Origin of the sequence: Kurthia sibirica (assembly GCF_003143975.1) — a bacterium.
Lineage (GTDB): Bacteria > Bacillota > Bacilli > Bacillales_A > Planococcaceae > Kurthia > Kurthia sibirica.
Genome location: NZ_QFVR01000012.1, coordinates 17,188 through 29,704 on the forward strand (window position 1 = coordinate 17,188; position 12,517 = coordinate 29,704).

16 protein-coding genes and 1 riboswitch are annotated in these 12,517 nt (G+C 36.3%); of the genes, 5 read left to right on the forward strand and 11 right to left on the reverse strand.

The annotated features are described in order from the left end of the window. Window positions 1-452 precede the first annotated feature (452 nt). From DEX24_RS09890 to DEX24_RS09910, 5 genes are all read right to left on the reverse strand, one after another. Window positions 453-977, reverse strand: a complete 525-nt coding sequence (locus DEX24_RS09890) for a DUF2179 domain-containing protein (RefSeq protein WP_109306274.1) — start codon at window positions 975-977, stop codon at window positions 453-455. Window positions 978-1,054: 77 nt separating this feature from the next. Beyond that, on the reverse strand, window positions 1,055-1,267 hold the full coding sequence (locus DEX24_RS09895) for a hypothetical protein (RefSeq protein ID WP_109306275.1): 213 nt from the start codon (window positions 1,265-1,267) through the stop codon (window positions 1,055-1,057). A 54-nt stretch (window positions 1,268-1,321) separates the two neighbouring features. Continuing rightward, window positions 1,322-1,663 (reverse strand): DUF7662 domain-containing protein, encoded by a 342-nt coding sequence (locus DEX24_RS09900; protein WP_109306276.1) that lies wholly within the window; start codon window positions 1,661-1,663, stop codon window positions 1,322-1,324. Window positions 1,664-1,987: 324 nt separating this feature from the next. Next, window positions 1,988-3,094, reverse strand: a complete 1,107-nt coding sequence (locus DEX24_RS09905) for a GTPase (RefSeq protein ID WP_246131432.1) — start codon at window positions 3,092-3,094, stop codon at window positions 1,988-1,990. Then, complete coding sequence (locus DEX24_RS09910) at window positions 3,063-4,037, reverse strand: YecA family protein (protein WP_109306277.1); 975 nt, start codon at window positions 4,035-4,037, stop codon at window positions 3,063-3,065. The genes DEX24_RS09905 and DEX24_RS09910 overlap by 32 nt, the downstream gene beginning before the upstream one ends. A gap of 112 nt (window positions 4,038-4,149) precedes the next feature. Here DEX24_RS09910 and DEX24_RS09915 point away from each other — a divergent pair, with 112 nt between their 5' ends. Next, on the forward strand, window positions 4,150-4,635 hold the full coding sequence (locus DEX24_RS09915) for a VanZ family protein (RefSeq protein ID WP_109306278.1): 486 nt from the start codon (window positions 4,150-4,152) through the stop codon (window positions 4,633-4,635). Window positions 4,636-4,771: 136 nt separating this feature from the next. On the opposite strand, the gene DEX24_RS09920 is transcribed toward DEX24_RS09915, so the two are convergent. The 5 genes from DEX24_RS09920 to DEX24_RS09940 all read right to left on the reverse strand — a co-directional run bounded on the left by DEX24_RS09920 (window position 4,772) and on the right by DEX24_RS09940 (window position 9,121). Then, window positions 4,772-5,278, reverse strand: coding sequence for a GNAT family N-acetyltransferase (locus DEX24_RS09920; protein WP_109306279.1), 507 nt, complete (start codon window positions 5,276-5,278; stop codon window positions 4,772-4,774). A 14-nt stretch (window positions 5,279-5,292) separates the two neighbouring features. Continuing rightward, entirely contained in the window at window positions 5,293-6,621 is a 1,329-nt protein-coding gene (locus DEX24_RS09925; RefSeq protein WP_109306280.1) for an FAD-dependent oxidoreductase, read from the reverse strand. 97 nt (window positions 6,622-6,718) lie between these two features. Further along, window positions 6,719-7,180, reverse strand: a complete 462-nt coding sequence (locus DEX24_RS09930; RefSeq protein ID WP_109306281.1) for an ASCH domain-containing protein — start codon at window positions 7,178-7,180, stop codon at window positions 6,719-6,721. Window positions 7,181-7,255: 75 nt separating this feature from the next. Then, window positions 7,256-8,107, reverse strand: coding sequence for a putative RNA methyltransferase (locus DEX24_RS09935; protein WP_109306282.1), 852 nt, complete (start codon window positions 8,105-8,107; stop codon window positions 7,256-7,258). A gap of 84 nt (window positions 8,108-8,191) precedes the next feature. Beyond that, window positions 8,192-9,121, reverse strand: coding sequence for a 1,4-dihydroxy-2-naphthoate polyprenyltransferase (locus DEX24_RS09940; RefSeq protein ID WP_109306283.1), 930 nt, complete (start codon window positions 9,119-9,121; stop codon window positions 8,192-8,194). 115 nt (window positions 9,122-9,236) lie between these two features. Continuing rightward, a riboswitch (guanidine-I (ykkC/yxkD leader) is annotated at window positions 9,237-9,346 on the forward strand. A gap of 63 nt (window positions 9,347-9,409) precedes the next feature. Between DEX24_RS09940 and DEX24_RS09945 the strand changes: the two genes are divergently transcribed. The 4 genes from DEX24_RS09945 to DEX24_RS09960 are packed head-to-tail and all read left to right on the forward strand — an operon-like array spanning window position 9,410 to window position 11,054. Next, window positions 9,410-9,739 carry a DMT family transporter gene (locus DEX24_RS09945; protein ID WP_146192982.1) on the forward strand — a complete coding sequence of 110 codons (330 nt, stop codon included), beginning with the start codon at window positions 9,410-9,412 and terminating at the stop codon, window positions 9,737-9,739. After that, window positions 9,739-10,053, forward strand: coding sequence for a DMT family transporter (locus DEX24_RS09950; protein WP_109306285.1), 315 nt, complete (start codon window positions 9,739-9,741; stop codon window positions 10,051-10,053). Before DEX24_RS09945 ends, DEX24_RS09950 begins: the two co-directional genes overlap by 1 nt. Window positions 10,054-10,107: 54 nt before the next feature. Then, on the forward strand, window positions 10,108-10,608 hold the full coding sequence (locus tag DEX24_RS09955) for a GNAT family N-acetyltransferase (RefSeq protein WP_109306286.1): 501 nt from the start codon (window positions 10,108-10,110) through the stop codon (window positions 10,606-10,608). A 14-nt stretch (window positions 10,609-10,622) separates the two neighbouring features. Continuing rightward, window positions 10,623-11,054, forward strand: coding sequence for a GNAT family N-acetyltransferase (locus DEX24_RS09960; RefSeq protein ID WP_109306287.1), 432 nt, complete (start codon window positions 10,623-10,625; stop codon window positions 11,052-11,054). Between the two features lie 406 nt (window positions 11,055-11,460). On the opposite strand, the gene DEX24_RS09965 is transcribed toward DEX24_RS09960, so the two are convergent. Continuing rightward, window positions 11,461-12,348 (reverse strand): DMT family transporter, encoded by an 888-nt coding sequence (locus tag DEX24_RS09965; protein ID WP_109306288.1) that lies wholly within the window; start codon window positions 12,346-12,348, stop codon window positions 11,461-11,463. Window positions 12,349-12,517 lie beyond the last annotated feature (169 nt).

The following is a 12,517-nucleotide window of genomic DNA, read 5'->3' on the forward strand; positions in this document are numbered from 1 at the left end:
TCACAGAGGCGTAGTTTTATCATTTATACTCAACGTTTCGAAAAAAATTAACGTTATATTGATTATAAACGATACGACAGTTCATGTCTTTTCATAACTGAATATACTAAATTAATATCCATATTCTTATTGTAAAAGAAAACTGGAAAAATGTGTAGCCAATGTACAAAAAAAAAATAAAATATTTAGTTTTTTCAAAAAAATTAAACATCATATAGAAATAGGTGAAAAAAGCCTTTTACAACAAAGAAAAAAGTAGCATGCCCATTTCATAATTGAATCTTTTAAAAGAATGATTGTACTCCTCAAAAAGATGCTTTTATTCCCAATTGTCTAAATGATGGATTGACGATAACTTTATAGCCATAATTCATTTTACGCTCGACTAACTTATGTATTAAAAATAGGCTAGCCGTCGATTATTATAGAGAAAACGACGGCTGTTACTATTTTTATTTTCTAGCTGCTTTCATTTGTTTGACTAAAAAGCCACCGTCTAATTTACTTGGCTCATATGAAATAATAAATGCTTTTGGCCACATTTCTAAAACGGTTTTACGTAATTTTTTCTCATTTTTACGTTTAGCAATTACGCGCATACAAATTTTCTTACCGTCTTTTCCATCCGCTAACCACGATGTAACACCGTAACCTTTAGAGCGAAGTTCATTCACTATGTCCGCATCTTCCAAATTAATAATAATTTCAAAGAGGACGTAACCAAGAGCGAGCTTTCCTTCGATCAAACTACCAATAAACACACCTAATCCCCAACCTAGACAGTAGGCTGCCATATTCCACGGATTGCTTAAATCATCTAATACCATCGTCAAACCGATTAAATAAATGAATACCTCAAACATCGATAGCAAGGATGCTGCACGAGGATATCCTTTTATCACTAGTATTAAACGCAAGGTTGTCATGGTCATATATGCTACGTTTATTACAATGATTAGGGCAATCGTTTCGAGCATACTAAAGTCTCCCCCTAAAACATAAATCACATATACATATTCCCTATTTGAAAGATTCTAATCAATACTTGGGGTAATTATGCTTTATTTATTTTTTTTATTTTTTCTTCTATTTTATTGAGTTGTCGGAATTTACTATTGAGTAATAGTACACCGCCTATATTCAATACTGTGCCACCTATAAAAAGCGTCCAAAAAACAGTTGGCTGTAGACTATGTGTTATAGCAAAGGTTATGGCAATAGAACCACTTGCAATTAAGAGGACGATTGATGTGAATTTTTTTAACATAACAACACATCCCTTAGTCTTTTTATGTATAGTAGCATGTTCAAATTGATTATTCTATTGCAAAGAATTTTTATTGCGTAAAATTGGTGGTATACGAACAGCTGATTTATGTCTTTTTTTCGTTAATAATAATTCTGATACACGATTAAATTCGACGCTATGCCCAAATTGAATCGTCTCCACACGAAAGCCAGCCTCTAACCATGCAGCTGACTGCACATACGTGCCGCTACGCGTATTCCCCCACCATGCTTGATAAGTATAAGCAGACTTTGGAAGCTTATTATTGATTATTTGCTCAACTTGATCAAAACTCAAGATAATTTGATCTTCTACCTGTTTCGATAAATAATCAAATAACGGATAATATTTCCTTGAAAATTTACGTCTAGTCATCATCGGACTTCCTTTCGTTAAAATCATTGTCTCATTTTAACATAAATAAATTAAATATTCTAAAAATAATGTGTATAAAAGAGCCTGGGACAAAACAAAAATAGTCTGTCTCCCATACGAATAATCAAATCAATTGAACGCGCAGAAAACGACTCCTGCGAGAATCACATAAGCTTCAACCCCCACACGAGTAGTTTGAAGCCATATCCGCGGAAAGCGTTTTTCGCAGCGGAAGTGGATTGAAATGAATAATCCCGTATGATTTCGAAAAATCATACGGGATTTTCTCTGTTGAAAATACGTTTGTTTCAGGCTTTTTCATTCTTATTTTTTCTTATTTTTTTGTTCCTTTAAAAACATATCGTAGAGCGGTTTTAGCTCATTTGGATCCAAATTAATATTGCGCTCATAGGCATATTTTATGGCATAGCCAAGTGATACAGTCATTGCTCCTGCAACGCTTGCTCCTGCAACTGAACCTGCACCGGGCACAATTTTGACAATTTGTCGAAATACGGTTCTACCAATATTACCGACAATTGTTGCGATAATCATTTCCTTCGCACGATCCTTTGTTATTGGTTTATCATAAAGTTTCGATAGTTTTATCATCATACCCACTTGCAATGCCGTTAAGGGGCCAAAATCCGCACCAGGAATAGGTATAGCACCGATAGCTGCCGCAGATGCACCTGAAGCGAGTATCCATCTGTTGGCAGTTGTCGACTTATCTGCCATATAGGAAGCCATCAGTACGTCCTTTTTTTCGGTTTCTAAAATCGCTAATATTTTTTCTTGTAACATAGCCATATTTTCACCCGTACGAGAAGAGATGGGAATGACTGGATAATTATACATCGTATGATCTTGCACATATTTCACTAAAGTTGGAATATCATCTGCTGCGTCGATTTTATTGAGTACAATTAAAATATTTGAGTTTACCTCATGAAGCGTCTTCAAGGTTTTTAGTTCCGTTTCAGATAGTACTGAACCAGCTGCATTTAAAAAGAATAATATAATATCGGCTTCCTTGAAATAGGCTAGTGTCTGTTGCGAATTCTCCGATTTTATATCATCCAATCCCGGCGTATCGACGAAGGTGATTTTATCGTGCAGACTGTATTTTTCAATAGCTGTCGTTTCACCCGGTTTCGCTCCCACTTTTGCTACTTCGCCATCCATCAATCGATTGATAGTGGAAGATTTCCCAGCATTGACATCGCCAATCATCGCAATGAGTATCTCTTGTTCTAACTGCTTATTTATTTCGGCTGATTTTTCAGCAAATATATCATCAAATTGTTGATCTGAAAAAGGCTGTTGCCCCATTACACTCAACTCCTTCATCATTTTGAAGTTATCATACCCTTTTTTTGCTAACAATAAAAAGTTGCGATTATTTCGTTTTTGCGTACGCTGTAATTTCATTATAATACTTATTCATTGAAGAAGCGGAAACATCAAATGCCTCTGCTAATGCTTTAATCGTTGTATCAATTGGTGCAAAATAATCATTTTCATTCCCAAAGCGAATGGCACCGGCAGCAATCGCTACTGGTTTTCTAGCTTTTGGCTGACGTTCTACGACAAAATCTTCAACTAAATTTACAAGTTCTTGTGATACGCGATCATTCTCTACTAAATACGCGATTACTTTATCAAAGACTTCTGCTTCAAAATCCGTATATTCATTCCCTACAAAACCATTTTCACCAAGTTTTGTCCACAGTGTCATCGCATTTTCCAGCCAAAATTCTTTTTCATCACCCTTAGCTGTCTTCATAAAGTCTTTGAAAACCTGCTGATGATCTGTCGGGAAGAAAATCATGCTTGATACTGCTAACATATTCCCTTCCGTCATTGAATCATCCGGTAAGATGAAACAAAATACATGAACATTTTCAGGTACTGGTTTGTCGCCTTCACGACGAATATTAAAGAGTGCATGTGAGAAAATATCTTCCACTTGTAAATAGCGTTCATCCGAAGATATGACTTTAGCAAAGACCATTTCTGGTGATTGCCATTGCGCTAAAATTTTCGCTGTTGTTGGACGAATCGTTTCCTTGATCACCTTGCCTAAATAATCTTGCCAAATATCCTCTCGTTCATGGAAAAAGAAATAATCCATAGCGATTCCTTCAACCATATCTAAATCTAAATACTTGCTCAATACGGCATGCCATTTTTCGATTACCTCGTTATAGCTATCATAATCTTTTTCTAATGGGAATTTATCATAGAACGTCTGTAATACACGTTCCACCTCTTCCTCATAAACTGCTTCTACTGTCATTGCCTCTTTATTGGCACAGCATTTTTTATATTTTTTGCCGCTGCCACATGGACACGGGTCATTTCTTCCTATCATCTTTACACTTCCTTATTTACATTATTGCTGATATAGCATACCATTTTTCCTACAATTTATAAAACAGACGTTATTTAATGAAATTCCTTTCGAAGTATGCTATTTTTTAAATATGAAAAAATATATCCCATTGGCTTTATTAATCGTTATTATTTTCATCTCTTCCAGTCAAAGCTATGAGCAACAATCCATCGTACCTACTTTACAAAAGCTTTTACCTAATCAGCCATTATTTGATTTCCTTTCCCTCTTTCATATTCCATATTGGGGCATTGACGTATCTATACAAGAAAGAGGCTATTATTATTTTCTCGAATTCCTCATTCGTAAAGCAGCCCATATGCTCTCTTTTGGCGCAATAGCAATCGCTCTATATATCGCTCTTTACCCACGTAAAAGACGTTATCTATATGCGCTAGTTATTACATTTGCCTTAGCATGTGCAGATGAACTTCATCAGTCATTTACCATAGGAAGAACAGCTACAATGTCCGATGTTTGGTTAGATACCGTAGGCGGTCTCATCTGTCTTACTTTATTTACAGTCATCTTACGCCTATTCAAAAAAAAGAAGACTAAGGAAAAGCAGTTTGAATAAAATAAAACCCGTATGATTTTCCCATCATACGGGTTTTATTTTATTCAAACTCCAGCCACACAAAACCTACTATACTAATTAGAGAAGAAACATATTTAATTAAAAAGGGGCTAACATGACACATCCTGTCACATCATTATAATAATAATGTCATTAAATATTCATCAAAATACGTACCATCCTTTTTCATCGAACGATGTTCCGTACCAATTATTTTAAAACCTAACTTTTCATATAGTTTGACTGCTGCTTTATTCGTCGTCACTACACTTAAATTTAATTTTTCAAGCACTGGATCTTCATGTGCATCATCAATTATTTTTTGCAGTAGTGCTGCACCAGCACCAGTACCTCTAGCTTTTGAAGATACATATACACCACCAATATTTGCGCGATGTGACATTTTCATAGCCGCTTCTTGTGTTAATGTGGCTACACCTACTAATTCATCTTCTAAAAATGCTCCATAGATATCTTCTCGATCTGCATTGGTTACTTCTTTCACAGCATCGATTGGGTTTTCAATAGCCATTGCTTCTTCATAGGACATTCCAAAGGCATCTGGGACTTCTATTAATGCTTCTTTTCGTAATGTCCAATAAGCTTGTGCATCATCTTCTTGTAATTTACGAATTTCTAACATAGTTTTACCCTCCATTAAAGCTGCTGTTTCACTATTTTTTGAAGTGGATCCCATACGCTATTAAAAGGCGGCGCGTAAGATAAATCCAAATCGAGCATATCGCGTAGTGTCATACGATGGAACAACGCTACTGCACCAACGTCGATACGTTTATCAACACCTGCTCCACCAATAATTTGCATACCGAGTAATCGTTTGCTATCTTTTTTCCAAATAAGTTTTACGAGCATATCTTCACCACCCGGATAATAACTCGAAATATTGGTTACCTCTTTAATCACAAGGTCGTAGTCAAAATGAAGACTCTTCACTTCCTTTTCATTAAGACCTGTTTTACCAATCGTTACATCAAAAAACTTCAAAATAGAAGTACCAACAATACCTGCAAAAGTTTCATTGATTCCTGCCATATTTAAACCAGCAATACGCCCTTGCTTATTTGCTGTTGTACCGAGTGGGATATAATCAGCTTGTTGTTTCATCCGATTAAAATGCATCGCACAATCACCTGCTGCATAGACGTATTTAATCGTTGTTGCCATATGGGGATCGACACGAATCGCACCATTATCTGCTAATTCAATGCCACTATCTTGAAGGAAATCTGTATTAGGTTTTACACCAATAGCCTCTATCACAAAATCCGTAGCATATCGATCTTTTGATGTTTGCACTGCCTGTACCCACTCTTCACCTACATAGCGAATAATTTCTTCATTAAAAATAATTTCAACCTTATGTTTATATGCTTCTTCATGTATTTTTTTTGCCAATTCAAAATCCAGAAAGCTTGCAACTTGACCACTGCGCAAAATAATCCGTACTTTTTTCCCAAGTAAGGTTAGTGCTTCTACAAGTTCCAAACTAATATAACCACCGCCAATAAGCGTAACATGTTTAACATTCTTCACTTCACCAATAATGGATTCTGCATCAGGTATTGTCTTTAGGGAACGAATCCCCTTCAACAGACGACCATCAATTTTTTGTCGGCGTGCATTCGCTCCTGTAGCGATAAGTAAACGATCATATTGTACAGAAAAAGCTTCTCGTGTATCTGTCATTTCACCATAAACAATTTGTCTAGCCGTATCAATATGTGTTACCGTGTGTTTTGTTCGTGCATCTATATTGTACTTATCGCGAAATACTTGGGGTGTTCGAGAGATTACTTCCTCTGTCGACCCGACACGACCATCAATGACATACGGTAGACCACATTGACCATAAGAATAATTATGACCGCTCTCTAAAGTTGTAATATCCGCTGACTCATCATGTCGATATATTTCCATCGCTGCTGACATACCTGCTGCATCTCCACCAATAATGACATATTTCATCTTGATCACCTCTCCTATTCTTTACCCGAAATTTGAGTTAGTATAAACAAAAAAACATCTTGACTGACGGTCATTCACCGCTAGCCAAGATGTTTTTTTATGCTATTTTCACTACTTTGAAATATTGACAAATCAATAGTATATCTGCTGAAAATGGACGATTATAGTGATGTAAAAGTATCGTGAAAAATTGTTCATGTACTCTATACCAATAACCATGCGTCAAATCGCCTTCTCCTTCAGCATAGGAAAATTCCGGTGTAACATCGCTCATTTTTTTCACTTCAACCTTCGTCGTTTCAATAATTGCAACTGGTTCGTCATCACCATTTAAAACAATATCGAACTGACCGACCACTGGCAAACGCTCACCTTCCAATGCGTATAATTCATATGCAGAGCAAGTAGCTGTTTTTCTTCCTGCTACTACTAACGCCGATAATTCATCCCCCATCGCTTTCGTACCATCACCAAATTGCCATGCTTCTGGCACTGCAATTTCCGGCATATTATTTTCTCGTATATAACTTTGCCAAAATAGGCTTGTTGATACCGTCATAAAATACCTCCATCCCCTAAACAAATAGGCTATTTCACTAAAAAATTCTACGCTACAACGCTCAGTGATTATATTCTATTTTTTTACCGTACCGATTAAAATATCTAGATCAATCGTGATCTGTGGTAATTGTTTGGCATCAATTTGCTGCTCTTGATGCCAACCCATTGGTGTCATATGAACGAGCAATGGTACAAGCTCTGGAGCTAATTTTTGCGTCAATGTTACACGTTCAATGACAACATCATCAAAATTTTCTTGGAAGCGGGCAACCGTTTTATCATTCGAATAATCTTCTTTATCTGAATTAGCGTAGTAGAGTTCACGCAATTCTTTCAAATAACCACTTTGAGGAACAACTTTAATAATTTTGCCCCCGTCTTTGGAAATACGTTTAAATTCTCCATAGTTTGCAGGTGATAAAATATTGAGAATCGCATCAAAAGACTGTGATGCATATGGACTTTTCGCAAGGTCCCCAACAATCCATATAGCACTGCTATAATTTTTAGCAGCCGCTTGAATCCCTTCCTTGGCAATATCGATACCTGAAGCAATTAACTCTCCATCAAATTGTTGTTGGATTTTATAAAGATGTGTTCCTTCACCACAACCTGTATCAAGAACATGTATTATGTCTCCTAATGCTTGTAATTTCTCGACAATGACCTCGTACATCTGATGGTATAACATCGCATCAATAACTGTTTTACGCGCTTCAAAAAGCGATTGATCATACATGGACGTAACACTATGTGTCAACATGTTTACATAGCCTTGTTTTGCTAAATCAAAACTATGGTTATTCGTACAAACAAGCGATTTACTTTGATGTAAAATAACTGATTCTCCACAATGGGGACAAGCAAAGATTTTTATATTATCACCAATTAACACTGCGCTCATTTCTTTTTTTGATAAGGCCATACAAACACTCCGTTCTCACTTTTTCATAATTCTAGTATACATGAAAAAAGGATATGCTAAGTCTTAGCATATCCTTTAAAAAATTTATGCGACCAAGTACGCAATGACAAGACCAACCGATAAAAGAAATCCGAAGAAGGTATTTGTCAATGCAGTAGATTTCATCGCCAAACCTTGTTTCATCGGGAATTGTTCACCAGCTTGGAAATTTTTAATCGCTGCTACTGGTTTTGGAATACTTAATAATACGAGCAGTAACCATGGGCTAACTACTGAAAAAATCACCAGACCTATAATCCACAGATACGACACGATGAACGATATAGCTAACACAGTAATCGATTTTTTTCTACCTAATAAAATGGCTAATGTTTTACGACCACCGATTGTATCTTCTTTAATATCACGAATATTATTCGACATATTAATTGCGCCAACTAAGACACCTAAAGGTAATGAAACAAGGAAACTGATCATACTCACCTCACCTGTTTGGATGAAATAAGCAATCAAGATAAAACCAATTCCCATGCTTAAACCTGCAAATAATTCACCTAAAGGTGTATAAGCGATTGGATAAGGTCCCCCTGTATATAAATAACCAATCAACATGCCGATGATGCCGATTACGACTAACCACCAGCTAGAACTCATACAAATATACACGCCGATAACGATTGCTAAAGCATAAAGAATTAGTGCAAAACGAAGAACCGTAGAAGGATTCGTCCCGTGACGGACTAACGCACCACCTATACCGACTGAATCAGCTGTATCTAATCCTCGTTTAAAATCATAATATTCATTGAAAAGATTTGTAGCAATTTGTAAAAACAAGCAGCATACAAGCATAGCCGTAAATAGCAGCCAATTAATCGCCACGTCATTTAACGCTAACACTGTACCTAAAATAACAGGGACAAATGTTGCCGTTAAAGTATGAGGACGCGTCAATTGCCACATCAATTTTGCCGTGCTAATATCTTCTATAACCTGCCCTTGTTGTTGAGACATAATAAACTTCCTTTCGTACTTTACTCTAACTATATTATAGTACATGAAAAGGTTGTTGAAAGCTAAAAGTTGAATTTCATTATTTTATTTGATAGGATATAGTTAATTAATTGCATACGAGAATTTCTAGGGTTCCGAAAAACATGCTTGTTTTTGTCTGGTCCAAGAGAAATTCCATATCTAGCTTATTTGGATATGTCACGGAAGGATAAAAGCCTGGGAGATGACTGTTTTTTTACAACAGCATGCTTGCGGCTATTTTTTTATGCAAAAATAAGGAGGAGTTCGATGAAATACTGGGGAATTGTTCTATTTGCAGCCTTGTTAGAGGTAGTATGGGTAATTGGTTTAAAACATTCAGATGTCTGGTGGCAATGGCTGATTACTTTAGCTGCAGTTGTCTACACATTTAAATTATTATTGGATGCCGGAAACCATCTACCAGTTGGTACACTTTATGCTGTTTTTGTTGGTTTAGGTACAGCTGGTACAGTCATCAGTGACATTATTTTATTTGATGCCCCGATCGAGGCAGTAAAAATTATTTTAATCGCTGTACTATTAATAGGTGTCATCGGTCTTAAACTCGTAACACCTGACAAGGAGGTTTCTTCATAATGGCTTGGATTGCTTTGATTGCCGCAGGATTATGTGAAGTATTTGGTGTTGCTATGATGAATCGTTGGCAACTTTATAAAAATTGGCAAACCATTGTTGCGCTTATTATTGGCTTTGGTATCAGTCTCATGCTGTTATCTTATTCCATGGAAACTATACCAATGGGTACTGCCTACGCAATATGGACAGGTATTGGTGCCGCTGGTGGCGCACTAATCGGAATGTTGTTCTTTAAAGAATCTAAGGACTGGAGAAGATTAATTTTTATCATGCTCATTTTATGCTCTGCTATTGGTTTAAAATTATTTTCATAATCGCTCGCCATTTACGTTATAATAATTTTAAAAATCGCATGGGGTGTTTGTAAAATGACAAATGACATCAAAATCGAAAAAATGCACACGGCTCATTGGCCAGCGGTGCTGGAAATTTTTAAAGAGGGCATCACTGGTGGCAACGCTACATTTACAACGACTGCCCCTTCTTGGCAACAATGGGATGAAGGGCATTTGCAAAGTTGCCGTTTCGTTGCCACACTAAACGATGAAGTAATGGGTTGGATTGCATTATCCCCTTTTTCAAGTAAAGATTGTCACCGCGGAGTGGTGGAAGATAGCATTTATATTTCACATAAAGCACAGGGTTTAGGTATTGGCTCTTTACTGCTTAAAACATGTATTGAAGAAAGTGAAAAAGAAAATATTTGGTTAATGCAGTCTCAAATTTTTGTTGAAAATGAAAGTAGTATTTATTTGCATAAAAAATTCGGCTTTTATGAAGTTGGTGTACGCCAAAAAATCGGTAAACTAAACGGAGTTTGGCGCGATGTTTTATTATTAGATCGTCGCAGTACAATTGCTGGATTATAGAGGGGATGAATCAGATGAATAGCATTAAAATAACGAATAACGATGACCTACAACGAGCTTTGAAGATTCGAAAGGAAGTATTTGTGAAGGAACAGAAAGTACCCGAAGACATTGAAGTTGATGAATTTGATATCTTGAATGGCGCTTGTAGCCATGTATTATTAACTGTGGACCAAGAGGCTGTTGGTACAGGCCGTGTTCGTCTTGTGGAACATTACGGTAAATTACAACGTGTAGCCATTTTACAATCGTATCGAAAACATGGTTTTGGCAAAGTAATTATTTTAAAGTTGGAAGAATTGGCAAGTGAACTTGGTGCAACAAAAGTGAAATTAGATGCTCAAGTACATGCAATTGGCTTCTATGAAAAACTTGGTTATGAAGTGCAATCAGACGTTTTTCAAGATGCCGGGATCGATCATGTATTAATGGTGAAATCATTATAGAAAAATAATGAGACTGGAACATCATGTGGTCTCCATTCATGCAAAAAAGGAATTAACTTCGGCAATTCCCCTTGTTGTTTGTTTTTTAAAGTGCCGATTGAACACATAAAATAATCTTTAACATGATTTTCGACTATGGCCATGCCTGTGAAAAGAATCGAGCCTAGGACAGAACAAAAATAGTATGTCTCACATACGAATAATCAAATCAATTGAACGCGCAGAAAACCCCACAAGAACGCAGTGACGAGGCATTTGAAGCCATATCCGCGGAAAGCGTTTTTCGCAGCGGAAATGGCTTCAAATGAATAATCCCGTATGATTTTTCGAAATCATACGGGATTTTCTCTGTTAAAAATACATTTGTCTCAGACTCATTCCTTTTAATTTTGGCTAATATTTTGTCCTAGCCGCCCTCTTTTAGAGAGTTCGTTGTTTTGGGAGGATTAACAATTGTATAAATAATTCCTCCAAAAATAAACAGCATGCCTAAAGTTTGTAGTGCTGCTGGACGAAAATCTAAAATGGCTACATCTAATAAAATAGCGACAAGTGGGTCTACAAACAGAAGTGCTGAAACAATTAAAGTTGGTAACAGACGTATGCTATTAAAAAATAAATAATAGACAAAACCTGTATGAATCAAGCCCGTACCTAAAATATACAGCCAATTTGTCGGGGATAGCCCTCTAAATACATCGAGATGAATAAATGGTAAGAGAATAATAATGCCGAGTCCTGTTTGTATCCATGTTAGCGCATAGGTTGATAGCTGCGTAACACCTCTACCAAAAAGCATGGTCAGTGCATAACAGATTGCCGACAATAATGCCCAAATCAAACCGGAATTTAGTACTAGCGACCAAGACTGCAATTGTTCGATTCCTACGATTAATAGGCTACCTAAAAAACAGATTGAAATTGCGATTACTCCTGGAATGGTTACTTTTTCTTTCAAAAAAACATGGCCCAATAACAAGACAAATATGGGCGCTAGATTGTAAATTGAAATGGCAATTGAAATCTCCATTGCATAAAATGCTTTAAATAAAAATACCCAATTTAAAACAAGAAACACGCCACAAATCAACGTTTGAAGAAGTTCTTTCTTCGACCATTTCTCTGTTTTATAACCTTTTGTTATCAGCCATAGACCACCTAAAAATAGCGTTGCACAAATACAACGGACGAAGACAAGCTCCTCTGCGGGTATGCCTGTATTAATTGTGAAAAAACCAACCGAACCAAAGATAGCCATTGAAATTGTTAATTGGATTACTGCTGTCATATTCATTCATGCACGCCTACTTCTAAAGGAATTTTGTCTATTTTAGTATGTGACAATTATTCTGTTCAGTATACTAGGCGATTTTTGGAAAGTCTAGGTACTTCAAAAGCGCTCTTTATTCCGCCTCTTTTATTATCAAAAAAAATACAACAATAATGCTACTTTATTGTAGCGT

Coding starts and splice junctions, on each gene's coding strand:
- DEX24_RS09910 (WP_109306277.1), bottom strand. CDS start 4,037: ATGATAGGAAGAAATGACCCGTGTCCATGTGGCAGCGGCAAAAAATAT.
- DEX24_RS09925 (WP_109306280.1), bottom strand. CDS start 6,621: ATGAAATATGTCATTATTGGTGGAGATGCAGCAGGTATGTCAGCAGCG.
- DEX24_RS09915 (WP_109306278.1), top strand. CDS start 4,150: ATGAAAAAATATATCCCATTGGCTTTATTAATCGTTATTATTTTCATC.
- DEX24_RS09940 (WP_109306283.1), bottom strand. CDS start 9,121: ATGTCTCAACAACAAGGGCAGGTTATAGAAGATATTAGCACGGCAAAA.
- DEX24_RS09895 (WP_109306275.1), bottom strand. CDS start 1,267: ATGTTAAAAAAATTCACATCAATCGTCCTCTTAATTGCAAGTGGTTCT.
- DEX24_RS09900 (WP_109306276.1), bottom strand. CDS start 1,663: ATGACTAGACGTAAATTTTCAAGGAAATATTATCCGTTATTTGATTAT.
- DEX24_RS09960 (WP_109306287.1), top strand. CDS start 10,623: ATGAATAGCATTAAAATAACGAATAACGATGACCTACAACGAGCTTTG.
- DEX24_RS09955 (WP_109306286.1), top strand. CDS start 10,108: ATGACAAATGACATCAAAATCGAAAAAATGCACACGGCTCATTGGCCA.
- DEX24_RS09905 (WP_246131432.1), bottom strand. CDS start 3,094: ATGAAATTACAGCGTACGCAAAAACGAAATAATCGCAACTTTTTATTG.
- DEX24_RS09950 (WP_109306285.1), top strand. CDS start 9,739: ATGGCTTGGATTGCTTTGATTGCCGCAGGATTATGTGAAGTATTTGGT.
- DEX24_RS09965 (WP_109306288.1), bottom strand. CDS start 12,348: ATGAATATGACAGCAGTAATCCAATTAACAATTTCAATGGCTATCTTT.
- DEX24_RS09930 (WP_109306281.1), bottom strand. CDS start 7,180: ATGACGGTATCAACAAGCCTATTTTGGCAAAGTTATATACGAGAAAAT.
- DEX24_RS09945 (WP_146192982.1), top strand. CDS start 9,410: ATGAAATACTGGGGAATTGTTCTATTTGCAGCCTTGTTAGAGGTAGTA.
- DEX24_RS09920 (WP_109306279.1), bottom strand. CDS start 5,278: ATGTTAGAAATTCGTAAATTACAAGAAGATGATGCACAAGCTTATTGG.
- DEX24_RS09890 (WP_109306274.1), bottom strand. CDS start 977: ATGCTCGAAACGATTGCCCTAATCATTGTAATAAACGTAGCATATATG.
- DEX24_RS09935 (WP_109306282.1), bottom strand. CDS start 8,107: ATGGCCTTATCAAAAAAAGAAATGAGCGCAGTGTTAATTGGTGATAAT.